Consider the following 25,553-nt stretch of genomic DNA (forward strand, 5'->3'; position numbering starts at 1 on the left):
CAGGGAATTCGGCAGTTTAGCCAAGGATGTTAGCGGCGCACAGGGTAATAAAGTCGCGCCATGAAAAAAGGAGCCCCGAGGGGCTCCTTCTTGCGCTACCAGACTGATTTTCAGTCAAAGACACCGAATGTCATGTAGCTGAACCACGAGCGATCCTGGTTGTTGCCCAGGGCTTCTGGTGCTTGTTCCTTGATCACGTCGCCGTTCTCGTCATGGGGCTTGAGTTCGGACGGAATGGCGTCCTTGGCGTCCTGGTACTGCTTGAGGATGTCCTGGTTGGCGCGGGTTTCGCCCGGCGGCAATGGCGGACGGGACTCGATCAGGCCCAAGGTGTACTTGCTCAGCCACGAGCGGTTATCCGCTTCGGCAACCTGCGGGACAAACTGGCCGTCTTTCAGGCTAGGGTGGTCCGGGTAGTTGAGTTTCAGGGTCTGCAAGCTGGTGTCTGCCAGGGTGTCGAGGTGCAGGCGCATGTAGGCTTCAGTCATTACTGCCAGGCCATCACCCACCGAAGGGGTTTCCTGGAAGTTTTCCACCACATAGCGGCCACGGTTGGCGGCAGCGACATAAGCCTGGCGCGTCAGGTAGTAGTGGGCTACGTGGATTTCGTAGGAGGCCAGCAGGTTGCGCAGGTAGATCATGCGCTGCTTGGCGTCCGGCGCGTAGCGGCTGTTGGGGAAGCGGCTGGTCAGCTGGGCGAACTCGTTATAGGAGTCGCGCGCGGCACCTGGGTCACGCTTGGTCATGTCCAGCGGCAGGAAGCGCGCCAGCAGGCCTACGTCCTGGTCAAACGAGGTCAGGCCCTTGAGGTAGTAGGCGTAGTCCACGTTCGGGTGCTGCGGGTGCAGGCGGATAAAACGCTCGGCAGCGGACTTGGCAGCTTCCGGCTCGGCGTTCTTGTAGTTCGCATAGATCAGTTCGAGCTGGGCCTGGTCGGCATAGCGGCCAAACGGATAACGCGACTCCAAGGCCTTGAGCTTGGCCGTGGCGCTTGTGTAGCTATTATTGTCCAGGTCGGCCTGAGCCTGCTGGTACAGCTCGACTTCACTGAGGTTTTCGTCGACGACGTCCTTTGTTGACGAGCAAGCAGCAGTCATGGCGAGGATGGCGATCAGCAGCAGGTGTTTCACTTGCATGGCGGCTTGCGTCCCTATGACGGCCGCTGTCTTGGGCGGGGCCGTCCTGTTATGATGAGCGCCCCGATGAAAGCCTCGGGGCAAAAGACGCCGTATTTAACCACAAGCGCGCAGCCGAAACCAAAGGCTGTGCCACGCCTAGTCTGAGCATGTCCGATAAAATTGAACTTCGCGCAGAGGTGCCGTCCGAATTGGGCGGCCAACGCCTCGATCAAGTCGCCGCACAACTATTCGCTGAGCACTCGCGCTCGCGCCTTTCCGCCTGGATCAAAGACGGCCGCCTGACTGTGGATGGAGCGGTTATCCGCCCGCGAGACATAGTTCATGGCGGTTCGGTTCTTGAGCTGACTGCCGAGCAGGAAGCCCAGGGAGAATGGATCGCCCAGGACATCGAGCTGGATATCGTCTATGAAGACGACGACATCCTGGTGATCAACAAACCCGCAGGCCTGGTGGTTCACCCGGCCGCTGGGCACGCTGATGGCACCTTGCTCAATGCCTTGTTGCACCACGTGCCGGACATCATCAATGTCCCGCGCTGCGGCATCGTCCACCGCCTGGACAAGGACACCACCGGTCTGATGGTGGTGGCCAAGACCATCCAGGCGCAGACGCAGTTGGTCACACAATTGCAAAGCCGCAGCGTCAGTCGCATCTATGAGTGCATCGTGATTGGTGTGGTCGTGGCCGGTGGCAAGATCAATGCGCCTATCGGTCGTCACGGCCAGCAGCGCCAGCGCATGGCGGTGATGGAGGGTGGCAAGCAGGCCGTCAGCCACTACCGCGTGCTGGAGCGTTTCCGTTCCCACACCCATGTGCGGGTCAAGCTGGAAACCGGTCGTACCCACCAGATCCGGGTGCATATGGCGCATATCAACTTCCCGTTGGTCGGCGATCCGGCCTACGGTGGTCGTTTCCGTATTCCGCCGGCCGCCAGTGTGACCATGGTTGAATCGCTGAAGTCGTTCCCGCGCCAGGCGTTGCATGCACGCTTCCTGGAGCTGGATCATCCGACGAGCGGTGAGCGGATGAGCTGGGAATCGCCACTGCCCGACGATTTTGTCTGGTTGCTGTCGCTACTCAAGCAAGACCGCGAGGCCTTTGTCGGATGAATGACTGGCTGATTCCTGACTGGCCTGCGCCGGCCAGGGTGAAAGCCTGCGTCACCACCCGTGCGGGCGGCGTCAGCCTGGCGCCGTTCGACAGCCTCAATCTTGGCGATCATGTCGAGGACAGCCCTGAGGCTGTGCTTGAGAATCGCCGTCGCCTCACTGCCGCGTTCGATATCCAGCCAGCATGGCTGCGTCAGGTTCATGGTGTGGTCGTGGTCGAGGCCGACCCAGGGCAGATTGCCGAGGCAGACGGCAGTTGGACCGATACGCCGGGCATTGCCTGCACGGCGATGACCGCTGATTGCCTACCGGCCTTGTTTTGCAACAAAGCCGGGACCCGGGTTGCTGCGGCCCATGCCGGTTGGCGTGGACTGGCCGCGGGAGTGCTGGAAGCTGCCGCCGAAAGCCTGGACGCTGCGCCTGCCGACGTACTGGTCTGGTTAGGCCCGGCGATTGGCCCGAAGGCCTTTGAAGTGGGCCCGGAAGTGCGTGAAGCCTTCGTGCAGCAACATCCACAGACCGCGCAGGCGTTCGTTCCCAGCCATAATCCCGGCAAGTTCCTGGCCGACATCTATCAGTTGGCGCGTCTGCGCCTGGCTGCGCGCGGTATTACCGCCGTTTACGGTGGCGGTTTGTGTACCGTGACCGACCCACGCTTCTTTTCTTACCGGCGCAGCCCGCGCACCGGTCGATTTGCCTCCCTGATCTGGCTAGAACGCTAGACTCTCCTGATCCATATCAAGCATTGCCAGCTTGAATCCTCCAGAATCCACCCCATCTATAAGGGTATCTGGCAGGTTTCTTCATTCAGGATGCGTTAATCGCGAGCAGCCTCGCTCGCACATAGCTCCGGCCTGCTCAAAAGGAAGGTGACTAATGCGTATTGATCGTTTAACCAGCAAATTACAATTGGCGTTATCGGATTCCCAATCCCTGGCGGTTGGCCTCGACCATCCGGCCATCGAGCCTGCGCACTTGATGCAGGCACTCCTTGAACAGCAGGGTGGTTCGATCAAACCCCTGTTGATGCAGGTGGGCTTTGACGTCAACAGCCTGCGCAAGGAGTTGAGCAAAGAGCTCGACCAACTGCCGAAAATCCAGAATCCGACGGGCGACGTGAATATGTCCCAGGATTTGGCGCGCCTGCTCAACCAGGCAGATCGCCTGGCCCAGCAGAAGGGTGACCAGTTCATCTCCAGCGAACTGGTGCTGCTCGCCGCCATGGATGACAACAGCAAGCTAGGCAAATTGTTGCTGGGCCAGGGCGTGAGCAAAAAGGCCCTGGAAAATGCCATCAACAACCTGCGCGGCGGCGAGGCGGTGAACGACCCCAACCATGAGGAGTCGCGCCAGGCCCTGGACAAATACACCGTCGACCTGACCAAGCGCGCCGAAGACGGCAAGCTGGATCCGGTAATTGGTCGTGATGACGAAATTCGTCGCACCATCCAGGTCCTGCAGCGTCGCACCAAGAACAACCCGGTGCTGATCGGTGAGCCTGGGGTGGGTAAAACCGCCATCGCTGAAGGCCTGGCCCAGCGCATCATTAATGGTGAAGTGCCGGACGGCCTCAAGGGCAAGCGCTTGCTGTCCCTGGACATGGGGGCGTTGATCGCCGGTGCCAAGTTCCGTGGCGAGTTCGAAGAGCGCCTCAAATCCCTGCTTAACGAGCTGTCGAAGCAGGAAGGGCAGATCATTCTGTTTATCGACGAACTGCACACCATGGTCGGCGCCGGTAAAGGCGAAGGCTCGATGGACGCAGGCAACATGCTCAAGCCAGCACTGGCCCGGGGTGAGTTGCATTGCGTGGGTGCAACTACGCTCAACGAATACCGCCAGTACATTGAAAAGGACGCAGCCCTTGAGCGTCGTTTCCAGAAAGTCCTGGTGGAAGAGCCGAGCGAAGAAGACACCATCGCGATCCTGCGTGGCCTCAAAGAGCGCTATGAAGTCCACCACCGCGTGGCGATCACCGACGGCGCGATCATCGCGGCGGCCAAATTGAGCCATCGCTATATCACTGATCGCCAGTTGCCGGACAAGGCTATCGACCTGATCGACGAAGCGGCCAGCCGCATTCGCATGGAGATCGACTCCAAGCCTGAAGTGCTGGACCGCCTGGAGCGGCGCCTGATTCAACTGAAAGTCGAATCCCAGGCGCTGAAGAAAGAGGACGATGACGCAGCGAAGAAACGCCTGGAAAAACTCCAGGAAGAAATCGTCCGCCTGGAACGTGAGTATTCGGACCTGGAAGAAATCTGGACCTCGGAAAAAGCTGAAGTACAGGGATCCGCACAAATCCAGCAAAAGATCGAGCAGTCGCGCCAGGAACTGGAGGCTGCACGCCGTAAAGGCGATCTGAACCGCATGGCCGAGTTGCAGTACGGGGTGATCCCGGACCTGGAGCGCAGCCTGCAAATGGTCGACCAGCATGGCCACAGCGAAAACCAGTTGTTGCGCAGCAAGGTGACCGAGGAAGAGATTGCCGAGGTGGTTTCCAAATGGACCGGCATTCCCGTATCGAAGATGCTGGAAGGCGAGCGTGACAAACTGTTGCGTATGGAAAGCCTGTTGCACCAACGCGTGATTGGCCAGGAAGAGGCCGTGGTAGCGGTGTCCAATGCGGTACGGCGTTCCCGGGCCGGTTTGTCCGACCCGAATCGCCCAAGCGGCTCGTTCATGTTCCTCGGCCCGACCGGTGTGGGTAAGACTGAGCTATGCAAGGCCTTGGCCGAGTTCCTCTTTGATACTGAAGAGGCGATGGTGCGCATTGATATGTCCGAGTTCATGGAGAAACATTCCGTGGCTCGCTTGATCGGGGCGCCACCAGGCTATGTGGGCTACGAGGAGGGCGGCTACCTGACCGAAGCGGTACGGCGTAAGCCTTACTCGGTGATTCTGCTGGATGAGGTCGAGAAGGCCCATCCGGATGTGTTCAACGTGTTGCTGCAAGTGCTGGAAGATGGCCGGTTGACGGACAGCCACGGGCGTACCGTGGACTTCCGTAATACGGTGATCGTGATGACCTCCAACCTGGGCTCGGTACAGATCCAGGAAATGGTCGGGGATCGTGAAGGTCAGCGTGCTGCGGTAATGGATGCACTGACCAGTCACTTCCGCCCGGAATTTATCAACCGGGTCGATGAAGTGGTGATCTTCGAGCCTTTGGCGCGGGATCAGATCGCGGGCATTACCGAGATCCAGTTGGGTCGCCTGCGCAGCCGTCTGGCAGAGCGCGAGCTGATGCTGGAACTGAGCAGCGAGGCCTTGGACAAGTTGATCGCTGTAGGTTACGACCCGGTCTATGGCGCGCGGCCATTAAAACGTGCGATCCAGCGCTGGATCGAGAACCCGCTGGCCCAACTGATCCTCTCGGGCAGCTTTATGCCGGGGACCAGCGTCAAGGCCACCGTGGAAAACGACGAAATCGTCTTCCACTAAGCGCCGATTGGGTGGTTATAAGCAGAGGCCCCGCATTGCGGGGCCTTTTTTTTCGATAGGGCGTTGAACTGTAAGGCAAAGGCTTGTAAAGTGCGCCCCGCAGCAACGTCAGCCCAAGGGTTTCTTCTCCCCAAGGAGAAATCAGAAAGAAGCGCAAATCATTGTCTTAAAAGCAATTTAAAGGGTTGACAGGGGTTTTTAAGATTGTAGAATAGCGCGCCTCAGACACGCTAACGTAGCGATACAGACAGCGTCGAAGAGAAGGATACACCGCAGTAAAAGTTGTACATTTGAAATATGTAGTTCCGTGATAGCTCAGTCGGTAGAGCAAATGACTGTTAATCATTGGGTCCCAGGTTCGAGTCCTGGTCACGGAGCCAATTTCAAACCGGGGTATAGCGCAGTCCGGTAGCGCGCCTGCTTTGGGAGCAGGATGTCAGGAGTTCGAATCCCCTTACCCCGACCATTTTTGGGTCGTTAGCTCAGTTGGTAGAGCAGTTGGCTTTTAACCAATTGGTCGTAGGTTCGAATCCCACACGACCCACCATTTTTGAGACCAGTTAACGCTGGAATCGAATCTTAAGATCAGAGGCCAAAAGCACTGATCGAAGAAGGCGACTTGAAAAGGTCGCCTTTTTTTTACCGGGGTATAGCGCAGTCCGGTAGCGCGCCTGCTTTGGGAGCAGGATGTCAGGAGTTCGAATCCCCTTACCCCGACCATATTAAAAATCCTCGTATCGAAAGATACGGGGATTTTTTTTGCGTGGAATTTAACAACCGCGCAGATCAGTGAGAGGGAGCGAGCTCCCTCTCACATTGACCTGCCCCGTCCGGGGCCGTGTTGTTAGTGAAGTTTGAGCCGCGGCTCGGTGCCCCGCCCAATCTTGCTGCCCAACATCAACATCATCGTGCGGAAGAACCCATACAACGCCATCTGGTGCATGCGGTACAGCGACACATAGAACATCCGCGCCAGCCAGCCTTCGAGCATCACGCTGCCGGTCAGATTGCCCATCAAGTTACCCACAGCCGAAAAGCGCGACAGCGAGATCAGTGAGCCGTAGTCGGTGTACTTGTAGCTGGGCAGTGCTTTGCCTTCGATACGCAATTTCAGCGATTTGGCCAGCAACGACGCCTGCTGATGGGCCGCTTGCGCCCGTGGTGGAACGTTGCGGTCGGTCCCCGGCTGCGGGCAGGCCGCACAGTCGCCAAAGGCGAAGATATTCTCGTCACGGGTGGTCTGCAGCGTAGGCAGCACTTGCAGTTGGTTAATGCGGTTGGTCTCCAGGCCGTCAATGTCCTTGAGGAAGCCCGGCGCGCGAATCCCTGCGGCCCATACCTTGAGGCTGGCGGGAATCACCTGGCCACTGCTGGTAATCAGGCTGTCGGCGGTGACTTCACTCACTGCCGAGTTGGTCATGACGGTCACCCCGAGTTTTTCCAGGGTTTTATGCACAGGTCCGCTGATCCGCTCTGGCAGGGCCGGCAATACCCGTGGTCCGGCTTCGATCAGGGTGATGGACATGTTTTCTGGCTTGATCCGGTCCAGGCCATAGGCCGCCAGTTCATGGGCAGCGTTGTGCAACTCTGCAGCCAACTCGACGCCGGTAGCGCCAGCGCCAACGATTGCCACACTGATTTTTTCCACCACGTCAGTTTGCCCGGCATGGGCGCGCAGGTAGTGGTTGAGCAATTGTTGGTGGAAGCGTTCCGCTTGTTTGCGGGTATCAAGAAACAGACAGTGTTGTGCCGCGCCTTCGGTACCGAAGTCGTTGGTGGTGCTGCCGACAGCAATCACCAGGGTGTCATAGCTCAACACGCGGGCAGGCACCAGTTCCCGGCCTTCTTCATCAAGGGTCGCGGCCAGCTGGATTTTTTTCTGTTCACGATCGAGCCCGCTCATGCGCCCCAGTTGGAACTCGAAGTGGTTCCATTTTGCCTGGGCAACGTAATTGAGTTCGTCTTCAGAGGAGTTCAGCGAGCCGGCGGCAACTTCGTGCAGCAGGGGTTTCCAGATATGGGTAAGGTTGGTGTCCACCAGGGTGATGCTGGCGGTGCCGCGCTTGCCCAGAGTCTTACCCAGGCGGGTAGCCAACTCCAGGCCGCCGGCGCCGCCGCCGACGATAATAATACGATGGGTCATGGGGATATCTCGCAAGGCTAAAAGAAATCGGTGCAGTTACCCGAGCGAGCGCCAGGCAGCTCATAGCGTCAGGTAACTCAAAAGGCGGCTCAGGAGGCCCAGGCCAATCACCACAATCAACACCACCCCAAGGAGCAGCCACGGCCGGAAAGGCTTGCGCTCAACCTGGTGTTGGGACAGTTGCAGGTACTCTTCGACATGTTGTTGGTCGTCAGGGTTCAGGCGGCTGGTCATAAAGGCCTCGTCAGGTAGACGTTGCAAAAGGGCACCACGTTACAGGCTGATACCCACGTCGAACACTATGCTGCGCCCCAAGTTGTTGCGCAAGAAATCCGGGGCGTCCGGATGGGCGAACAATACGCGCGCAAAGGTCGGGCCAACCAATGACAGCGAGCGCCAGCCCTGGCGAAGGTATTCGGTGGGCGGCGGGAAATGGCTGTTGAGGTCCAGCACTTCGCGTTTGAGGCTGGCGAAGGCGATGATATCCAGCTCCCCCAGGTCCATGCCGCGTTCTTTATAGTTGTGGGCCTTCTTGCGCAGGGTCGGCGCCAGGCGCAGGAGGAACTCATGGGCGGGAATGCGCCTGGGCTTGGCTTCACGTCGCACCAATTGGCTCAGGGAAAAAGCACTGCGCCGCCGCCGCAGTTCGTCGCGCCATTCGTCATTCAGGCGCCGGCCTTCGTCCAGCACAAAAAACACTTCGAAACTGGCATCGCGAAACAGCACATCCGGCGGCTCTTGACCGGCGGCATGAAACTCTTCGGCGCGGTAGGGCACATTCAGGCCTTGTAGCAGGCGCTGGCAGACCCAACGCTCACGCTCCCATTTGCGGGCATTGGACAGGAACGCGTTGGCTTGTTCGGCCGCTATGGTGAGCAGGCGCAAATAATCTGAGTCATCCATGGTTCCAGCTTAGCGTTCAAATGATGACCGCAGGAAGTCCCGTGTGAAAAGGCTCGGTGTAGACTGGCGGTCCGGTTGATGGTTTTGCACAAGGAGTTCGCGGTGAGGCTTTTGGTTGCGGTGTTTCTGATCTTTCTGCCCCTATGGGCTCAGGCGGCTGAACTGGGGGAGCGGCTGGCGCCGTGGACCCTGCTCGATCAATTCGATCAGCCCTATACCCTGGATAATCAGGCGCAGGTCCTGCTGGTAGCGCGCAGCATGGACGCCGCCAAGCAGGTGGATGCGGCATTGCAGGGCCGACCCAAGGGCTATCTGGAGGCACGCCATGTGGTGTTTGTCGCCGATATCCAGCGTATGCCGAGGCTGATCGCCAAGCTCTTCGCCGTCCCCGCGATGCAGGCCTACAACTACCGGGTCATGCTCGACCGTGATGCGCGGATCACGCCGCGTTATCCGGCGCCTGTGGATAAAGTGCTATGGCTGCAATTGGAAGACGGCAAGCTCGTCGCGCGCCATGAATACAGCTCTGCCACCGAACTGCGCCAGGCCCTGGAGCAGGTGCAGCCGTGATCAGTGCCGCCATGCTGGCGCCGCAAACCCTGTGGCTGGGCTGGCTGTTGTATGCACCGGTGATTGTATGGGCGATCCTGCGCTCGTCCTGGGTCGAACTGTTTGCCGACCGGCGGCGCCAGCATTTGCTGTTTGGCACGGTGTTCGCGCTGTTCATGCTTTGGCTGGTGCGTCGGGATTTCGATACCGGGGTGTCCTACCACTTTATTGGCATGACCGCCGTGACCCTGTTGCTCGACTGGCCGCTGGCAATCGTCGGAGGATTGGCGGCGCAACTGGGCCTGGTGCTGCTTGGGCGCCAGGACTTGGCGGCGGTCGGGGTCAACGGCGCGCTGCTGGTCCTCTTGCCGGTATTGGTGACTGAGACGTGTGCGTTGCTGGTGGAGCGGGCGCAGCCGCGCAACCCCTTTGTGTATATCTTCTGTTCCGGTTTTTTTGCCGCCGCATTGTCGGCGTTGCTATGCCTGTTGGCCGGCCTGGGTCTGCTGTGGCTGGACGGTCGCTTCGCCATGCCCGAGTGGATCGAGGACTTTATCGGCTACCTGTGGCTGATCATCTTTCCCGAAGCGTTCATCAACGGCATGGTGATCAGTGCCTTGGTGGTGTTTTGCCCGGAGTGGCTTGAGACTTTCAACCGCACGCGCTACCTCTCGGCGCCCTGGAAGGACGACAATTCGCGACCTTGATCCAAATCAAAGGCGAGACGCGCAAGTGGTCGCATGCTCTGCGAAACTTCCAGGAGCACGATCATGAGTGTGTACGAGTGGGCACGGCAGGAGTTGCGCAGAAGCCAGGATGCGGCACAGGAAATCGGTTTTGATCCGGGCTTGAGCCTGCGCGCCTTGCTCAGTGCGGTGGTGCAGCAGAGCAAGGGCGTGCGCAGTGCCGAAGACTTGGCCGACGAGTTGCAATTTCTCGCAGAAAACCTCGACGACCAGCAGGACTACGGCTTTATGCGGCCTTAGTGGGCACGCGGTGGCAGGTCTTCGGAGAACAGTTCGTCTTCGGCGTCCGGGCTGACCGGAATCTTGTGTTCTTCCGCGGCCCAGGCACCCAGGTCGATCAGTTTGCAGCGATCCGAGCAGAATGGCCGGTTGAGGTTGGTCGCTTTCCATTCCACGGGGGCGCCGCAGGTTGGGCATTCGACGGTCAAGGGTTGGCTCATGTTCGGCCTCCACGCAAAGTAAGGTAAAAATGGTGCAGTCGCTCGACCTCGGCCTGGAGCCAGGCCAGGTCCTGATCATTGACCAGTACATCGTCGGCATGGCGCAGGCGATCTTCCCGTGAGGCCTGGGCCTTGAGAATCGCCTGCACCTGTTCTTCGCTGATGCCGTCGCGCAGCAGGGTACGCTGAATCTGCGTTGATTGCGGCACATCGATCACCAGGATGCGTTGGGTCATGGTGTATTGACCGGACTCGATCAACAACGGCGACACCAAAATCCCATAGGGCGAGCGGGTGCGGGCCAGATGGCTGTGGATCTCGTCGGCAATCAGCGGGTGCAGTAGGGCTTCCAGCCACAGGCGTTCTTGCGGCGCCTCGAAAATGCGTTTGCGCAAGGCCGCGCGATCCAACTGGCCATCAGGCAGCAGGATCGCACTGCCGAAGTGCTCGGCAATCTTCGCCAACGCCGGGCGGCCAGGCTCCACCACCCAGCGTGAGGCGTGATCGGCGTCGATCAGGTCCACGCCAAGGTCGATAAAGTGCTGGGCCGCAGCGCTTTTGCCGCTGCCGATGCCGCCCGTCAGGCCAAGAATCCAGGGTGTTGCGACAGAAGTGGTCATTTGAAACCGACAGACTGCAAATAGAAGTCGGTTATTTGACCACCCCAGAGCAATGCAATCCAGCCGGCAATCGCCAGATAGGGGCCAAAAGGCAGGGGCACCGATGTTTGCGCGTTACGCATGCGCAACAGAATCACCCCTGCTATTGCACCCACCAGCGACGCCAGCAACAGCGTCAGCGGCAGAACCTGCCAGCCACCCCAGGCGCCGAGCAGTGCTAGCAGCTTGAAGTCGCCATAGCCCAGGCCGTCCTTGCCAGTGCACAGTTTGAACAGCCAGAACACCGACCACAGGCTCAGATAACCGGCAACCGCGCCCAACAGAGCATCGGGCAACGCTACATACAGCTCGAAGTAGTTGAGGATCAGCCCAAGCCACAGCAGCGGCAGCACCAGCACATCCGGTAATAGTTGGTGATCGGCATCAATCAGGCTCATGGCCAGCAAGCCCCAGCTCAAGAACAGCACGCCAGCGGCCGGCCAGCCGAAGCCGTAGTGCCAGGCGATAAATGCCGAGAGCAGTCCGCAGGCCAGTTCGGTAAGTGGATAGCGTGGGCTGATGGAGCCATGGCATCGTGCGCAACGCCCCCTGAGCAGCAGATAACTGAACACCGGGATATTTTCCCACGGGCGAATCGGCTGGTCGCAGTGCGGGCAGCAGGAGTTTGGATGCAACAGGTTATAGGTCGGGCCACCGGGTTCCGGGGGCAGGCCGAGTATCTCGTGGGCCTGGGCGCGCCAGTCCCGTTCGAGCATTTTGGGCAGGCGCCAGACCAGCACATTGAGGAAGCTGCCGACGATCAGCCCCAGCACCAGTGCTGCCCAGACGAACAGCCAGGGATGGAGGATCAGGAGTTGGTCCAGGGCCATATTCAAAACGCCGTTCCAAGCTGGAAGATCGGCAGGTACATGGCGATCACCAGTGCCCCGACAATGCCGCCGAGCACCACCATGATCAGCGGTTCCATCAAGCTGCTCAGGTTGTCCACCAGGTTGTCGACGTCCGTTTCATAATGATCGGCGACCTTCTCCAGCATGCTATCCAGCGCGCCCGACTCTTCGCCGATGGCTGTCATCTGGATCGCCATGCCTGGGAACAGGCCACTGGCGGTCATGGTTCGATTCAATTGCATTCCTATTGCCACGTCCTGACGCATACGCGTGATTGCCTGTGTGAACCGCTCGTTGCCGGCGGCTCCGGCCACTGAATCCAGCGCCTGCGCCAGCGGTACACCGGCGGCAAAGGTGGTGGCGAGTGTACGAGCGTAGCGGGCGACTGCGGTTTTTTTCAGCAGTGTGCCTGCCAGCGGCAGTTTCAACAAACCAGCGTCCAGCCACAGGCGAAAACCGCTGTGTCGGCGGTAGGATCGGCGTATCCCCCAGACCGTCGCGGCCACGACCAGCAATAGCATCCACCACGCGCCCTGCATGAATTCGGACAGCCCGATAACCAGCAGGGTAAAGCGCGGCAGAGGTGTGTCGATGCCGGCGAACAGGCTCTCGAATTGGGGTACGACGTGGATCAGCAGGATGCTGCTGACCAGCGTCGCCACGAGCAGGACCATCAGCGGATAGGTCATGGCCTTCTTGATCCGGGCCTTGAGGCGTTGGCTCTTTTCCAGGTGGATGGCTACCCGTTCCAGCAGGGGCTCCAGGGTGCCGGCCTGTTCTCCGGCCGCGATCAGGCTGCAGTACAAGGGGTTGAAGCACTGCGGCTGTTTCAATAGCGCGCCGGTCAGGCTGTTGCCGGCGCCAATCTCCTGCTTCAATCCTTGGACCATCGTGCGCATGGCCCGGCTGTCAAAGCCTTCGCCAATCATATCGAAGGCTTGCAGCAGGGGAACTCCCGCCTTCAGCAGGGTCGCCAGTTGGCGGGTGAACAGCGCAATATCGGCTGGGGTGATTGGGTTGCCCAGGCCGGCAAGGAGGCTGGAGCGCATCTGTACCCGAGCCGGGTTGATACCTTGCCGGCGTAATTGTGCCTTGATCACGGCCGGGCTATGGCCACGGGTTTCGCCGGACACCTTGCGGCCATTGCGTAGCGTGCCTTCCCAGGCATAGGTGGTGGTGGGGCTCACAGTGACATTATTCATTGGCAGCTACAGCTCATCGGCAGGTGACGATCTACAGCTTAGTCAGGCCTCTGTGTCCGGCCGGCTATTGGGGAACGGAAAAATGTCAGATTGTGCGTCTTGTGAGGGCTTGGTCCGACGCGGATGAGTACACTGGCGCGGTTGTCGAGGGCGGGGCGCAGGATGTGCCTTGCGATGGGTTTTTATTCTGGAGAGTAAGTGTGATGCGTCAGAACGGCTTTACTTTGATCGAGTTGTTGATCGTCGTGGCGATCATTGGCATCTTGGCCACGATTGGCCTGCCCATGTATACCAAGCACCAGGCCAAGGCCAAGTTCACGGCAGGGCTGGCGGAAATCTCGGCGTTGAAGGCGGGCTTCGAAGACACCTTCAACCAGGGCGCGGTGCCCACGCTGGCGCTGATCGGTGGCACCAGTCCGACCGCCAACTGCACGATCAGCGTTGCAGGTGATGTGGCTGCGGGGACTGGCTCGATCGCCTGTGAGATCCTCGATGCGCCTGCGCCCATACAGGGCAAGCTCATTACCCTGGTGCGCGGTGCCAGTGAGGGTTGGAAGTGCACCACGACCGCTGACGAGCAGTACATTGCAAAGGGTTGCGCGGTTGTCAAATGAGGTCGGGCCACCTAAATCAGTGACGGGAGCCAGCCGTAACGGGCTCCCAGGCACTCCACAGGGAAGTAAAGGTTGCCCATGACGTTATCCGTGCAACAGCGAGGAAGCGTATTCCTGGTGCTGGCGCTGAGCCTTTTGCTACTGGGTATCACCCTATCCTTCAGTGGTCATGACTGGCAGCGTGTGATGCAGGTCGGCGTGGGAGTGGGTGGGTTGCTCTATGGCTTGGCGACTCCCGTCGGGCGGTTGCTCGACAAGCCCACCGCTATCGGCCTGGCGCTGGTGTTCGGTCTGGGCTTGATATCCTCGTCGTTGGCCCACCAGCCTCTATGGGCGTTGACCGAGTGGGCGCTGATGCTCACCTGTGGGGTGATTGCCGCTGCTTTTGCCCGGCTGCGGCGCAATGGCGATCAAACCCTGGATCAGGCGCTGATCCTGTTTGTGTTGCTGCTGTGCCTGATCAAGACTCTTCAATATGGCTACGCAGGTGTGCTTGCGTTTACCAGTGGCAAACTGACACTGGACACCGACCTTCTGCTTTCCGGGTTCTCCAACAAGCGCTTCTACGGCCAGTTCCAGACCATTACCTTGCCCTTGCTGGCGTTGCCTTTGCTGCTCCCGAGCACGTCGCGGTTGATGCGTGGTCTGGTATTCGCGCTGTTGTGTGCCTGGTGGTTGATTGCGATCAGTGGCGGCACCCGTGGCACCTGGTTGGGTATCGTCGTTGCAGCGCTCGTCCTGGCTTTTTTGGGGACTACGGGGCGTCGCTGGTTGGTCTGGCAGGTGGCTGCGCTGTGTGGCGGGCTGTTTTTGTACTGGCTGTTGTTCACGGTCCTGGCGCGTTATCTGGGGCTGGAAATTGCCAGTCTTTCCAATGACCGGCTCACCACCAACCTTTCAGGGCGTGAAGTGATCTGGTGGCAAGCCTGGGACATGATCCGCGAACGGCCATGGCTCGGTTTCGGGCCGATGCACTTTGCTGATATCCCCAACCCGATCGCCGCCCACCCGCACCAGGCCATTCTGCAGTGGGCCAGTGAGTGGGGTGTGCCCTCGGCCTTGTGTGTGTCGCTGCTGGCGCTACGCGGTGGTTGGTTCACGTTGAGGGTGATCCATCGGCAAGGGCCGACAGGTACACCGCAAGACCTGTTGCGCCTGTGTCTGTTCGCAGCGTTGGTGGGCGCGACGGTGCAGGCGATGGTCGACGGGGTGATTGTGATGCCCTATTCGCAACTCTGGTTGGCGCTGGTGGTGGGCTGGCTGATGGCGTTGCATCCATGGCACACGCCGGTTGGCGAGCCGATGCCGCTGTTGCATCGGGCCTGGCAGGTGTCGGCCGTGTTAGCGGTGGCGTTGCTGGTATTTGTCGTGTACCGCTACCTGCCTGGCTCCACGGAACGCAGCCAGCACTACATCGACATTGCCAAAGGCAGTCTGCAGCCACGGTTCTGGGTCCAGGGAGTCATTGCGCCGCACATCCGGTAAGTTGCCGGGCGCCCAATGCAGTGCTAGCTTTAGCCCACCGCCCGTGTAGCTCAGTTGGTAGAGCAGCGCACTCGTAACGCGAAGGTCGCAGGTTCGATTCCTGTCTCGGGCAAAAAGGCACCACAGTTTTCAGATGATCCCAGAATGGTTCTGAAGGCCAGACGAACCGGTATTCGTGCCCGTTCTTTTGTATCTGCGCAACCTTGATGACCCAGATGCATCCCCATTCCTCGATCTAAGAGAACGACATGACCACGACAGAAATGACCCAGGAAGTACGGCACGCAGAAGCCCTCAAAAAGTATCTAGAGGAGTCGCCGCAGCTTAAGGAAGAGATCAAGGACCTGAGTGCTGATGATCAGCGCGACCAGATCCTGTGGGCATTCGAGGACGAGGCCGAGAGCCAGGGCCTTCAGCCTTGGGAGCTGACCCTCAAGTACACGTCCACGCCAGAGGAGTTCGAAGTGGAACGGCTGATCCTGCACAAGGAGGCTGCCGAGGTGTTGGGTGTCGAGTGGGAAGAGTACTGCGAGATGAACAATCTGGTGGTTTAAGCGCTGTTTTTTTGTCTCTCGGGCCTAATCGCCAGGCCGGTTCCTACAGAGTTGTGCAGCACCTGTAGGAGCCAGCCTGGCGATGACGGTTTCAGATACTGAGCCTCATCGACAAATCTACCGCCTTCACATCCTTGGTCATCGCCCCGATGGAGATGTAGTCCACGCCGGTCTCGGCAATGGGCAGCAAGGTGCTTTCATTGATCCCGCCGCTGGCTTCCAACTTCGCCTTGCCGGCGTTCAAGCGTACGGCTTCGCGCATGTCGTCCAGGCTCAACTCATCCAGCATGATGATATCGGCGCCCGCCGCCAGGGCTTCGCGTAACTCTTCCAGGCTTTCCACTTCGACTTCCACCGGCTTGCCGGGGGCGATCTTGTGGGCGGCAGTAATGGCCTGGGCAATGCCACCGCAGGCGGCGATATGGTTTTCCTTGATCAGGAACGCGTCATACAGGCCGATGCGGTGATTGTGGCAGCCGCCGCAGGTCACTGCGTACTTTTGCGCCAGGCGCAGGCCGGGCAGGGTCTTGCGGGTGTCCAGCAGCTTGACCTGGGTGGCGGCGACGAAGTCCGCCAGGTATTGCGCACGCGTGGCCACGCCCGACAACAGCTGCAGGAAATTCAGCGCACTGCGCTCTCCCGTCAGTAATGAGCGGGCGGGGCCTTCGAGGTGGAACAGCACTTGGTTGGGGCTGACGCGCTCACCGTCGCGCACCTGCCAATGTACCGCAACCCGCGGGTCCAACTGGCGGAACACGGCATCGACCCAGGCGGTGCCACTGATGACGGCAGTATCACGGGTGATGATCGTGGCCTTGGCCAGCCGTTCGGCCGGGATCAATTGCGCGGTGATATCGCCGCTGCCGATGTCTTCCAGCAGTGCACGGCGCACGTTGGCTTCGATTTCGGCGGTGAGGTCGGCGAGGCGTAGATTCGGCATAGCGGGCTCCACATACAAAGTGTCCCGATTATAGGGGCATGGCAGCGCCGAACCCAAGGTATGCAGGCACAACCTGGCTGATTACAAAGCTCCTACAGAGTTTGCTGGCGCTACAGGGTCTATTTGCAAGATAATCTCGCGCCTTGCAATTGGCGTCATAGCTTTGACGTCTCGGTGATCTACAGATAATCGCCACCAGCCAGTATTCCAGCGGCGGTTGCGGCGAGCGCTCATCAAACCGAACCCCGTCATTCCAGGAGGCCAGCATGCACAATGACGCAAAGGTGGTGCCGATCAATAAGATCGCCGCCCAAGCGATGCCGTCGCCGCTCGCCCGCCTGCCTGTGATTGTGCTTCAGGTTCGTGACAAGGCCACGCAGCAACTCGACCGGGGTTTGCAGGAGCTGTTCGATAACGCCGACGACACCCTGTTCGAAATGGCCGACAAGGCGCGCAACAACGCCGACCACAATATTTTCTTTGAGGCTATGCGCGACCTGCGCCTCAAGCGCAAGAACTTCGAGCGTGTGTTCATGGAGCAGCTCTTCGCCGCGTTCGCCAACCTGGGGCTTGCCGGGCAAGGCGAGCTGCTGCTGCCAACGGTCTCCTACGAGGCAGCGCCGGGCGTGTCGGCCGACGACCTGGAAAAAGCCGTGGCCCTGGAGGCCATGCTCGACAAGGTCATGCACCGTGACGGCCTGGCCCTCGGACAACTGACAGCGCGCCTCGGTGCATTGCTGGGCAAGGGCCTGAATGATCGGGAAAACCCCCTTGGCCCGGCGATGCTCTGCGAGTACTTCCTGCGGGCCGGGCGCAGCCTGGGGGTGGAGATCCGGGTCAAGCTGATCATTTTGAAACTGTTTGAAAAGTACGTACTCAGCGATGCCGACTTGCTGTACGGCGAGGCCAATCAGTTGTTGGCCGCCACGGGCGTGCTGCCCGAGCTCAAGGCTGTACCTTCGCGCCGTCCCGGCGAGCGTGCCAGCAGAGCCAGCCCGCCGGTCAAGGCGGCACCGGCTGCCGACCCGCAGGCCGACGAGGCGGAGCAACAAGTGTTCGCCGCCCTGCAGGAGCTGCTGCTGAAGGTGCGCGGCAGTGTGGCTCCGACCCTGGAGGCCAGCGCCCAGGCCCAGCCGATTTCCACCCGCGACCTGCTGCGCCTGCTGTCCCACCTGCAGCAATATGTGCCGGAGCCTGCGGTCGAGGACGATTTTGACTTGCGTCGCCAATTGGAAGAACTGCTCACCCGGGTCAGCGTCAAGAGTGGCAAGTCGCGGGTAGTGGAGGATGCTGACGAGGATGTGATCAACCTGATCGCCATGCTGTTCGAGTTCATCCTCGACGACCGCACCTTGCCTGACTCCCTCAAGGCGTTGATTGCGCGCCTGCAGATTCCCATGTTGAAAGTGGCCGTGCTGGACAAGAGTTTTTTCAGCCGTGGCAGCCACCCGGCGCGGCGCTTGCTCAATGAAATCGGGACTGCCGCCATGGGCTGGGGCAAGCGTGATGATTACCAGCGTGACAGCCTGTACCTGCGTATCGAGCAGGTGGTGCAACGCCTGTTGAACGACTTTGTCGATGACCCGGCGATTTTCTCTGTGCTCTTGCAGGAGTTCACCGCTTATACCCAGGACGAACGCCGCCGCAGTGAGCTGCTCGAACAGCGTACCCGCGACGCCGAAGAGGGGCGCGCCCGCACCGAGCAGGCCCGGCAGCGGGTCGCCGATGCAGTCAATCAGCGCTTGCTGGGCAAGGTCTTGCCGCATTTCGTGGTGCAGTTCCTGCAACAGGCGTGGAGCCAGGTCTTGTTGCTCGAATGTCTCAAGCACGGCCAGCACTCGCCGCAATGGCAGGCACGGCTGCAGACCATGGACGAATTGATCTGGAGTGTCGGCCTGAGTGAAGACACCGAGGCCGGCCGCTGCCTGCTGGAGCAATTGCCCGCGCTGCTCAAGGCCCTGCGTGAGGGGTTGAGCGAGGCGGCGTTCGACTCCTTTGTCACCCGGGAGTTTTTTATCCAGTTGCAGACTCTGCATACCCAGACGTTCCAGGGCACGACGCAGTCCAGCGTGGCGCTGGTCGAAGTGCGCGGGGATGCGAGTGCGGTGATGCCTGCGCAGACGGTCAGCCTGGCGGAGGATGATCCCGATCTGCTCAAGGTCCGGCAGTTACGCATCGGCAGTTGGGTCGAGTTCCGCGAAGATGAAGAAAACACCCTGCGCTGCAAGCTGACGGCGATTATCGCTCCGGCCAACAGCTACATATTTGTCAATCGCACAGGCCTCAAGGTACTGGAAAAAAACTGTACGGAGCTGGCCCTGGAGTTCAAGCGTGGCGGGGTGCGCACCTTGGATGACGCGCTGTTGTTCGACCGCGCACTGGCTTCGGTGATTGGCAATCTGCGGCAACTCAATCGCGCCAAGTGATCGCAACCACCAGGCCGATCACGGCATACTGAGCGCTCCTAAGTCTTGCGCAAGGAACCTGTATGCAGTTGGACCCCGCCAGCGGTTGGTGCCAGGGCATTGCCCATTGCCCGTCGCCCAACTTCAATGAACGCCCAGGCGGCGAGATTTCCCTGTTGGTGGTGCATAACATCAGCTTGCCACCTGCCCAGTTCGCCACGGGCAAAGTGCAGGAGTTTTTCCAGAATCGCCTGGATGTCACGGAACATCCCTACTTTGCAGGCATAGTTGACCTACGGGTATCCGCGCATTTTCTGATTGAGCGTGATGGTGCGGTGACGCAATTTGTTTCCTGTCAGGACCGAGCCTGGCACGCGGGCGTCTCCTGTTTCGAGGGGCGCGAAACCTGCAATGACTTTTCCCTGGGAATCGAGCTGGAAGGGACCGATGACCAGCCCTTTACCGGTGCCCAGTATCAATCCTTGATCGACCTGAGCCGCCAATTGCTGGCCGCTTACCCGGGCATCACGCTTCAGCGCATTTGCGGTCATAGTGACATCGCCCCAGGACGCAAGACCGATCCTGGACCGGCTTTTGATTGGGCGCGTTTTCGTGGCGCCTTGCAGGATGGAGGACATGCACAATGAGTTTCCTGGTGTTGGTGCTGGCGGTATGGATCGAGAAGTTCTCGGCCTTGCGTCAGCGGGTGCAGCGCGATGGCGGCTGGCTGCGCGAACTGGCCCGGCTTGAGTCGAGCGCTCGGCTGGGCAAACAGCCTTGGTTGATCCTGGCGCTGCTGGTGTTGCTGCCGGTGGCGCTACTGGGGCTGTTGTTGCTGGTCCTGGAGCCGGTGGCCTATGGCTTGCTGGCGCTGCCGGTGCACCTGCTGGTGGTGATCTACAGTCTGGGCCGCGGTGATCTGCTCGGCCAACTGGGGCCGTTTCGCGATGCCTGGCGCCGGGGCGACCTGCAAGCGGCTGAACATGTTGCCGAGCGCGACCTGGCGATTGGCGCCGACAGCGGCGAGCAACTGCTGGAGCGGGTCCAGGGCCATTTGCTGTGGCAGGCCTACCAGAGCTTTTTCGCGGTGATTTTCTGGTACTTCCTCCTCGGTCCGGTGGTGGCTCTGGCCTACCGCTTGCTGGCGCTGGCCAGTGAACACAGTCAGAACCCATTGGTGGCCGAGCGTGCCGGGCAATTGCGCCATGCGTTCGACTGGTTGCCGGTGCGGTTGCTGGCGGCGAGTTTTGCCTTGGTGGGCAACTTTGTCGCGGTCAGTCGGGTGATGCTGCATGAGCTGCTGAGCTGGGATATCAGTGCCGCGCAACTGGTGGAAAAGGTTGGCCTGGTGGCCGGCGAAATTCCTGCGCCGGTGGTTGGTGCCGAAGGTATCAACAGCCTGGATCGGTTGTGGGAACTGCTGCTGCGCGCGGCTGTGCTGTGGTACGCCGGGTTTGCGATCTGGACTGTTTTGCCCTGAGAAGCGCCCTTTGTAGGAGCGAGCTTGCTCGCGAAAAACTTACAGGCGCCGCGTTCATTCAGTAAGCACGCGTTATCGTTGACGTTTTTCGCGAGCAAGCTCGCTCCTACAGAAGGCGATGACCGCTTAACTGACTGGCAATTAGGGCAAGCCCGCTCCCACAGAGAATCTGTTGTGGCTTCAAAAAATCGGTTGGCGACTAAGCTCCGCCGATCGCGTTAACCTTAAGTTACAAAACTCCCCGCCGATTTAGGCTATACAGACAGCGCGCCCAATAGTGGCTTTCTGCCGCTGCCCTGCGCCTTCAATAAAAATAAAAGAAAAGGGAGTTCATCTGTGAAGAGCTTGCTCTATCCCGCCATCGCGTTGATGAATCGCCTGAGCTTCGGCATGAAGTTCAGCCTGATCAGTGTGTTGTTTTTCCTGCCGATGCTGGTGACCAACTATTACCTGGTCCGGGATTCCTGGCTTGAGTTCCAGGGCACGCAGGTTGAGTTGCAGAGTCTGGACCTACTGGGCAGCAGCCTGATCCTGCGCCGCGACCTGGAAACCTTGAATAATCAGGTGCAAATCAACGCCACCCTCGGCCAGGCAGGCAAGGCGGGCGATATCGAAAGTCAAATCAGCGCATTGGAACAGCGTGTCCTTGAACGCCTGCAAGGCTTCCAGGCGATGACGGCCGATCCCGAGCAGGTCGCGGTGTTCGAGGGCAAGCGCGACGAGATGATCGCAGCCTTCAAGGCCCAGCAAAGCGAATCTTCGTTGCTGAGCAAAAGTGCGCTGATTGGCAAGTTGCTCAATAAGGCGCAGATGTTCAGCCAGATCATTGCCAGCCAGTCGGGGTTGAGCCGTGATGTGCAGGGTGATGTGCGCCAACTCAGCGAGCTGGTGACCAGCGTCACCCCGCAAGTCACCCAGACCTTGGGCGAGGGCCGGGCCATGGGCGCGTACTCCCTGGGCCAGGGCTTTCTCAACTCATCGTCCAGCACGCGCTTTGATGAACTGCTGCAGCAGTTGGAAAAACTCCAGGCGGAATACGGCTTGAAAGTGCAGGACGCCATGGGTTCCAGCAAGGCCGTCCATGGCGCGTTGGATACCTTGGCCCAAGCCAGCCACGCCAGCCTCAAGCAGGGCAGCGAACTGTTCGAGGAGCAGGTGGTGATGGCCGAGACGCTGGAGGCGCCGTGGCAGGCTTTCTATGATCAAGTGACGGCCTTGATGGCCAAGACCTACCAGTTGGACGATGCGACCCTGTCCTTCCTCGACCAGCAATTGCAACAACGCCTGGCGCAGAACCGCACGCACATGGTGTTGCTGGTCGCGGCGCTGGCAGCGGTGTTCTTGCTGATCTTCTATCTGTACGGCGGCTTCTACGCATCGACCCGCACCACCCTGCGCCGCTTGGGCGCGATGATGGATAAGGTCGCCGCAGGGGACATGACCGTCAGCTTCAAGTCCCAGAGCCGCGATGAGCTGGGAGAGTTGGGCGAGGTGTTCAATGGCACCGTGGCCAAAATCCATGACTTGATTGAACGGGTAGGGCAGACCGTCCATGAAGTCGAGCATCAGGCCGGGCAAGTGGAATCGGTTTCGGCGCGCAGCAACCAGGCAGTGTCGGGCCAGCGCAGCCAGATCGAACAGGTGGCGACGGCCATGAACCAGATGTCGGCGACCGCCCATGAAGTGGCGCGCAGTGCGGCGGCGGCTGTCAGCAGCGCCCACAGCGTCAACGATGAAACCCTCAGCGGGCGTGGCCTGGTGCAATCCCAGCAGGGCAGCATCGCGCAACTGGCGTCGGAGATCGACCAGTCAGTGCTGGTGATCAATCAATTGGCCATCGACAGCCAATCCATCAGCAGTGTGTTGGAGGTGATCAAGAGCATTGCCGAACAAACCAACCTGCTGGCGTTGAACGCGGCCATCGAGGCGGCACGGGCGGGTGAACAAGGGCGTGGGTTTGCCGTGGTGGCCGATGAGGTGCGCACCCTGGCCCGGCGCACCCAGCACTCCACCGAAGAAATCGAGCAAATGATCGCCAAGCTGCACCAAGGTGTCGGCGCGGCCGTGAAGGCCATGGGCAGTAGTCATAAAATGGCCAGCGGCACGGTCGGCCAGTCGGAAAAAGTCCAGCTGGCCCTGGAAAACATCCTGGGTGCGGTAGGCATGATCGTCGATCAGAACCAGCAAATCGCTGCGGCGGTGGAGCAACAGACGGCAGTGGCCCACGACATTGACCAGAATATTGTCGAGATCAATCGGGCTGGCGAGCACGCAGCCCAAGGCGCGCACCAGACAGAAGAGGCCAGCCGGCAATTGTCCTTGCAGGTGATTGAGCTGAAAAAGCTGATCGGTGCATTTCGCGTGTAGGACTCAGGCGTAGGCTTTGTCTGTTGGATGTGTGGTGCATGTCCTGTTTTCCCGCGTGAGCTTCTCTCGCAACGAGATTGGGTGAGAATTTGTTTCACACCCCATCCAGCGCTCCCGGGAGGCAGGGCCATGACCGAGACTACCCTTGGCGTGAAAGGGCATTGCGCCCATTGCGACATCACCTTTGCACTCAAACCCTGGCAGCTCAACGCCATTGCTCTGGACGAGCCCTTTGATTGTCCGTATTGCCACAAAGTCCTGCAGCTCAATTGCCCCAAGCAACTGCGCCAGTTGAAGTCCCTGGACAACCTGGCGTTGCTGCGCCCGAGCATGCTGGTGTTGACCAGCGTGGCTCTGCTGGTGGCCTTGGTGGTTGAGTGGGTCGGCTTGATCAGCAAGATCGGGCAATTGAACGTGTCGCTGGTGGCGATCCTGATTCATTTCCTGACCCTGCGCCACGCCCGCCACCGGCATCGCATGACCCTGATGCTACAGGCGGTCAACCCCATCATCGAGCGGCCAGTTGAACAGTTCGCAGGCGTTGCGGGTGCTCGCTTCGGCCAACGCTGAAGGGCTGATGCCCATCCGTTCGGCCAGGGCATCGCAGATTGCCGGCAGGTGCTGCGGGCTGTTGCGCTGACCGGGGTACATGGCGGGCGCCATATCCGGCGAGTCGGTTTCCAGTACCACTGACTCCAGCGGCAGTTGAGCGATGACCTTGTGCATGCGCAAGGCCTGGGGCCAGGTCGGCGCGCCGCCCAGGCCCAGCTTGAACCCCAGCTTGATGTATTCGCGGGCCTCTTCGCGGCTGCCGGCGAAGGCGTGGATGATCCCGCCCCGGGGCAGGCGGATGCGCTTGAGGGTGGCGATAACGGCCGCATGGCTGCGCCGTACATGCAACAGCGCTGGCAGTTGGAAGTCCACAGCCAACTGCAACTGGGCTTCAAACAGTACTTGCTGGCGCTCGCGATCCAGGTGCTCGAGAAAGTAATCCAGGCCAATCTCACCGACTGCGCATAATTGGCGATGCCCCTTGAGGCGTGTCAGCCAATCCCCCAGTTCGACTAGGTCTGTGGGGCGATGCTCATTCAGGTACACCGGATGCAGGCCAAAGGCCGCGTACAGGTCCGGGTCCTGTTGTGCTAGCTCCCATAACCGTTGCCAATTAGGCTGGTACACCCCCAATACCACCATGCGCCGCACGCCGAGCTGGCGGCTGTGCTTGAGCACCTCGTCGCGATCCGCGTCAAAGTCCTCGAAGTCGAGGTGGGTGTGGGTGTCGACCAGCTCCATGCCTATATCTCGTGAATCCGCTGCTTGAAGGTCCGGCCAATGGCATGCACGCCCGGCTGGTAGTGCTGCTCTTCAATTGCCGCGAGCGCCAGGCGCAGGGCCGTATCGGCGATCAGCGCGTGTTGCTGGGCCATGGCGTTGACCGGCAGCGGTAGGAAGTCCAGCAACTGAGTGTCACCAAAGGTGCCCAGACGCAACGGCCGGGATTTGAGCGGGAAGTCATGCAGTGCGTCAAACACCCCTTGCAGCAGGACGTAGGAAGTCGTCACCAGCGCATCGGGTAAATGCCCCAGTCGTTGCAGGAGTTCTTCCATCAATTGGCGGCCGCAGTCGCGGCTGAAGGCTTCGCCGTGCTCGATCAGGACTTCGCCCTTGAAGTCGTGCAGTGCTTGCTGGAAACCCGCCGCGCGCTCCTGACTGATGCTCAGCTCGGGGCGGGCACCCATCAAGACGATCTGCCGGGGTAGCGGTTGCAGCAGGCTGCTGGTCAATTGTTGGCAGGCCTGGCGGTCATCGCTGACCACTGAGCAGAACTGTTCAGGCGCCATCACCCGGTCGATAGCAATTACCGGCAGGCCCTTGGCTTGCAGCTCGCGATAACTGTCATCGCTGGCGGGCAGACAACTGGCGACGAACAGTGCATCGCAACGTCGTGCGCGGAACAGTTGCAGCAACTGGCGCTCGCTGTTGGCATCATCGTCGGAACTGGCGATCAGCAACTGATAGCCACGGGCCCGTGCGCCTTGTTCCAACAGCTTGGCAATCCGCGCGTAACTGGGGTTTTCCAAGTCTGGCAGGATAAAGCCCAAGGTACGCGTGTGCCGGCTGCGCAACCCGGCGGCCTGGGGGTTGGGAGTAAAGCCGTGCTCCTCGACCACCGCTCGCACCCTTTCGACGGTGGCGCTGCTGATCCGTTGCTGTGCGGCCTTGCCATTGATGACGTAGCTGGCGGTGGTCACGGACACACCGGCTAAGCGTGCAATATCACTGAGTTTCAAACCGGGATTTCCTTGTTTTTTAGAGCTTGCCCCGACATTTTGTCCAATCGTAACCGATTCCTGCACGCGACCATTGTCGCAACTCAAGCGCCGAGTGGTGCTTCAAGGATGCAGAATTACCCAGTAATCTGCCATAAATTCTAGATTAAACGTTTCAGCAGGCGTATTTTTACGATGATCGCTACTGAGTACCTACTGCCAATTGACCACTCAGTCAGTTATTTTTGCACGGTTT

25 protein-coding genes and 5 tRNA genes are annotated in these 25,553 nt (G+C 59.9%); 19 read left to right on the top strand and 11 right to left on the bottom strand.

Going from position 1 to position 25,553, the window contains the following annotated elements:
• Positions 1-110 precede the first annotated feature (110 nt).
• A complete protein-coding gene (locus HBO09_RS24800; protein WP_169998579.1) occupies positions 111-1,136 on the bottom strand; it encodes an outer membrane protein assembly factor BamD in 1,026 nt (341 codons plus the stop codon).
• A 149-nt stretch (positions 1,137-1,285) separates the two neighbouring features.
• On the opposite strand from HBO09_RS24800, the gene rluD reads away from it, so the two are divergent.
• The 7 genes from rluD (at position 1,286) to HBO09_RS24835 (ending at position 6,409) form a co-directional block, all read left to right on the top strand.
• Complete coding sequence (gene rluD, locus HBO09_RS24805) at positions 1,286-2,248, top strand: 23S rRNA pseudouridine(1911/1915/1917) synthase RluD (protein ID WP_029292014.1); 963 nt, start codon at positions 1,286-1,288, stop codon at positions 2,246-2,248.
• Positions 2,245-2,970 carry a peptidoglycan editing factor PgeF gene (gene pgeF, locus HBO09_RS24810; RefSeq protein ID WP_169998581.1) on the top strand — a complete coding sequence of 242 codons (726 nt, stop codon included), beginning with the start codon at positions 2,245-2,247 and terminating at the stop codon, positions 2,968-2,970. The genes rluD and pgeF overlap by 4 nt, the downstream gene beginning before the upstream one ends.
• A gap of 154 nt (positions 2,971-3,124) precedes the next feature.
• On the top strand, positions 3,125-5,689 hold the full coding sequence (gene clpB / locus HBO09_RS24815) for an ATP-dependent chaperone ClpB (RefSeq protein ID WP_092230488.1): 2,565 nt from the start codon (positions 3,125-3,127) through the stop codon (positions 5,687-5,689).
• 304 nt (positions 5,690-5,993) lie between these two features.
• Positions 5,994-6,069 (top strand) — tRNA-Asn (locus HBO09_RS24820).
• Positions 6,070-6,078: 9 nt separating this feature from the next.
• Positions 6,079-6,155 (top strand) — tRNA-Pro (locus HBO09_RS24825).
• Positions 6,156-6,160: 5 nt separating this feature from the next.
• Positions 6,161-6,236: transfer RNA gene (locus HBO09_RS24830), tRNA-Lys, on the top strand.
• Between the two features lie 96 nt (positions 6,237-6,332).
• Positions 6,333-6,409: transfer RNA gene (locus HBO09_RS24835), tRNA-Pro, on the top strand.
• Between the two features lie 124 nt (positions 6,410-6,533).
• Here HBO09_RS24835 and HBO09_RS24840 read toward each other — a convergent pair.
• From HBO09_RS24840 to HBO09_RS24850, 3 genes are read right to left on the bottom strand one after another with little or no spacing between them, the layout of a single operon-like run.
• Entirely contained in the window at positions 6,534-7,832 is a 1,299-nt protein-coding gene (locus tag HBO09_RS24840) for an NAD(P)/FAD-dependent oxidoreductase (protein WP_169998583.1), read from the bottom strand.
• Between the two features lie 60 nt (positions 7,833-7,892).
• Entirely contained in the window at positions 7,893-8,066 is a 174-nt protein-coding gene (locus HBO09_RS24845) for a DUF3094 family protein (protein ID WP_032861901.1), read from the bottom strand.
• 39 nt (positions 8,067-8,105) lie between these two features.
• Positions 8,106-8,735 carry a DUF1780 domain-containing protein gene (locus HBO09_RS24850; RefSeq protein WP_169998585.1) on the bottom strand — a complete coding sequence of 210 codons (630 nt, stop codon included), beginning with the start codon at positions 8,733-8,735 and terminating at the stop codon, positions 8,106-8,108.
• Between the two features lie 102 nt (positions 8,736-8,837).
• Between HBO09_RS24850 and HBO09_RS24855 the strand changes: the two genes are divergently transcribed.
• The 3 genes from HBO09_RS24855 to HBO09_RS24865 all read left to right on the top strand — a co-directional run bounded on the left by HBO09_RS24855 (position 8,838) and on the right by HBO09_RS24865 (position 10,270).
• On the top strand, positions 8,838-9,305 hold the full coding sequence (locus HBO09_RS24855) for an FAD/FMN-containing dehydrogenase (RefSeq protein ID WP_169998587.1): 468 nt from the start codon (positions 8,838-8,840) through the stop codon (positions 9,303-9,305).
• Positions 9,302-9,991, top strand: a complete 690-nt coding sequence (locus tag HBO09_RS24860) for an energy-coupling factor ABC transporter permease (RefSeq protein WP_169998589.1) — start codon at positions 9,302-9,304, stop codon at positions 9,989-9,991. The genes HBO09_RS24855 and HBO09_RS24860 overlap by 4 nt, the downstream gene beginning before the upstream one ends.
• Positions 9,992-10,054: 63 nt before the next feature.
• The gene (locus HBO09_RS24865; protein ID WP_057441062.1) at positions 10,055-10,270 is read left to right on the top strand and encodes a hypothetical protein; all 216 of its coding nucleotides are present in this window, start codon (positions 10,055-10,057) and stop codon (positions 10,268-10,270) included.
• Here HBO09_RS24865 and yacG read toward each other — a convergent pair.
• Genes yacG through HBO09_RS24885 form a run of 4 tightly spaced genes read right to left on the bottom strand, consistent with a single transcriptional unit; the run spans position 10,267 to position 13,182 of the window.
• Positions 10,267-10,470 carry a DNA gyrase inhibitor YacG gene (yacG, locus tag HBO09_RS24870; protein ID WP_032861907.1) on the bottom strand — a complete coding sequence of 68 codons (204 nt, stop codon included), beginning with the start codon at positions 10,468-10,470 and terminating at the stop codon, positions 10,267-10,269. The two genes, HBO09_RS24865 and yacG, sit on opposite strands and share 4 nt — an antisense overlap.
• Positions 10,467-11,090 carry a dephospho-CoA kinase gene (gene coaE / locus HBO09_RS24875; protein WP_169998591.1) on the bottom strand — a complete coding sequence of 208 codons (624 nt, stop codon included), beginning with the start codon at positions 11,088-11,090 and terminating at the stop codon, positions 10,467-10,469. Before coaE ends, yacG begins: the two co-directional genes overlap by 4 nt.
• Positions 11,087-11,953, bottom strand: coding sequence for an A24 family peptidase (locus HBO09_RS24880; RefSeq protein ID WP_275941683.1), 867 nt, complete (start codon positions 11,951-11,953; stop codon positions 11,087-11,089). The genes coaE and HBO09_RS24880 overlap by 4 nt, the downstream gene beginning before the upstream one ends.
• Before the next feature lie 8 nt (positions 11,954-11,961).
• Positions 11,962-13,182, bottom strand: coding sequence for a type II secretion system F family protein (locus HBO09_RS24885; RefSeq protein ID WP_169998593.1), 1,221 nt, complete (start codon positions 13,180-13,182; stop codon positions 11,962-11,964).
• A gap of 203 nt (positions 13,183-13,385) precedes the next feature.
• Here HBO09_RS24885 and HBO09_RS24890 point away from each other — a divergent pair, with 203 nt between their 5' ends.
• The 4 genes from HBO09_RS24890 (at position 13,386) to HBO09_RS24905 (ending at position 15,835) form a co-directional block, all read left to right on the top strand.
• On the top strand, positions 13,386-13,796 hold the full coding sequence (locus tag HBO09_RS24890; protein ID WP_169998643.1) for a pilin: 411 nt from the start codon (positions 13,386-13,388) through the stop codon (positions 13,794-13,796).
• 78 nt (positions 13,797-13,874) lie between these two features.
• A complete protein-coding gene (locus tag HBO09_RS24895; RefSeq protein ID WP_169998595.1) occupies positions 13,875-15,281 on the top strand; it encodes an O-antigen ligase family protein in 1,407 nt (468 codons plus the stop codon).
• Between the two features lie 39 nt (positions 15,282-15,320).
• A tRNA-Thr gene (locus tag HBO09_RS24900) sits at positions 15,321-15,393 on the top strand.
• Positions 15,394-15,529: 136 nt separating this feature from the next.
• Positions 15,530-15,835 (top strand): DUF6388 family protein, encoded by a 306-nt coding sequence (locus tag HBO09_RS24905; protein ID WP_169998597.1) that lies wholly within the window; start codon positions 15,530-15,532, stop codon positions 15,833-15,835.
• Between the two features lie 91 nt (positions 15,836-15,926).
• Here HBO09_RS24905 and nadC read toward each other — a convergent pair whose 3' ends face one another.
• Positions 15,927-16,775, bottom strand: coding sequence for a carboxylating nicotinate-nucleotide diphosphorylase (gene nadC / locus HBO09_RS24910; protein ID WP_169998599.1), 849 nt, complete (start codon positions 16,773-16,775; stop codon positions 15,927-15,929).
• Between the two features lie 266 nt (positions 16,776-17,041).
• On the opposite strand from nadC, the gene HBO09_RS24915 reads away from it, so the two are divergent.
• The 5 genes from HBO09_RS24915 (at position 17,042) to HBO09_RS24935 (ending at position 23,597) form a co-directional block, all read left to right on the top strand.
• Positions 17,042-19,201, top strand: coding sequence for a DUF1631 domain-containing protein (locus HBO09_RS24915; protein ID WP_169998601.1), 2,160 nt, complete (start codon positions 17,042-17,044; stop codon positions 19,199-19,201).
• A gap of 62 nt (positions 19,202-19,263) precedes the next feature.
• Entirely contained in the window at positions 19,264-19,827 is a 564-nt protein-coding gene (ampD, locus tag HBO09_RS24920) for a 1,6-anhydro-N-acetylmuramyl-L-alanine amidase AmpD (RefSeq protein WP_169998603.1), read from the top strand.
• Positions 19,824-20,660 (top strand): regulatory signaling modulator protein AmpE, encoded by an 837-nt coding sequence (gene ampE / locus HBO09_RS24925; protein WP_169998605.1) that lies wholly within the window; start codon positions 19,824-19,826, stop codon positions 20,658-20,660. Before ampD ends, ampE begins: the two co-directional genes overlap by 4 nt.
• A gap of 336 nt (positions 20,661-20,996) precedes the next feature.
• Positions 20,997-23,027, top strand: a complete 2,031-nt coding sequence (locus tag HBO09_RS24930) for a methyl-accepting chemotaxis protein (protein WP_169998608.1) — start codon at positions 20,997-20,999, stop codon at positions 23,025-23,027.
• A gap of 129 nt (positions 23,028-23,156) precedes the next feature.
• Positions 23,157-23,597: a hypothetical protein gene (locus tag HBO09_RS24935; protein ID WP_169998610.1), complete on the top strand. Its 441-nt coding sequence runs from the start codon at positions 23,157-23,159 to the stop codon at positions 23,595-23,597.
• On the opposite strand, the gene HBO09_RS24940 is transcribed toward HBO09_RS24935, so the two are convergent.
• Entirely contained in the window at positions 23,517-24,320 is an 804-nt protein-coding gene (locus HBO09_RS24940; protein ID WP_169998612.1) for a TatD family hydrolase, read from the bottom strand. The genes HBO09_RS24935 and HBO09_RS24940 overlap by 81 nt on opposite strands.
• A 2-nt stretch (positions 24,321-24,322) precedes the next feature.
• A complete protein-coding gene (gene cra, locus HBO09_RS24945; RefSeq protein WP_169998614.1) occupies positions 24,323-25,318 on the bottom strand; it encodes a catabolite repressor/activator in 996 nt (331 codons plus the stop codon).
• Positions 25,319-25,553: the final 235 nt, after the last annotated feature.

The organism is Pseudomonas sp. WS 5027, assembly GCF_012985695.1.
GTDB lineage: Bacteria > Pseudomonadota > Gammaproteobacteria > Pseudomonadales > Pseudomonadaceae > Aquipseudomonas > Aquipseudomonas hygromyciniae.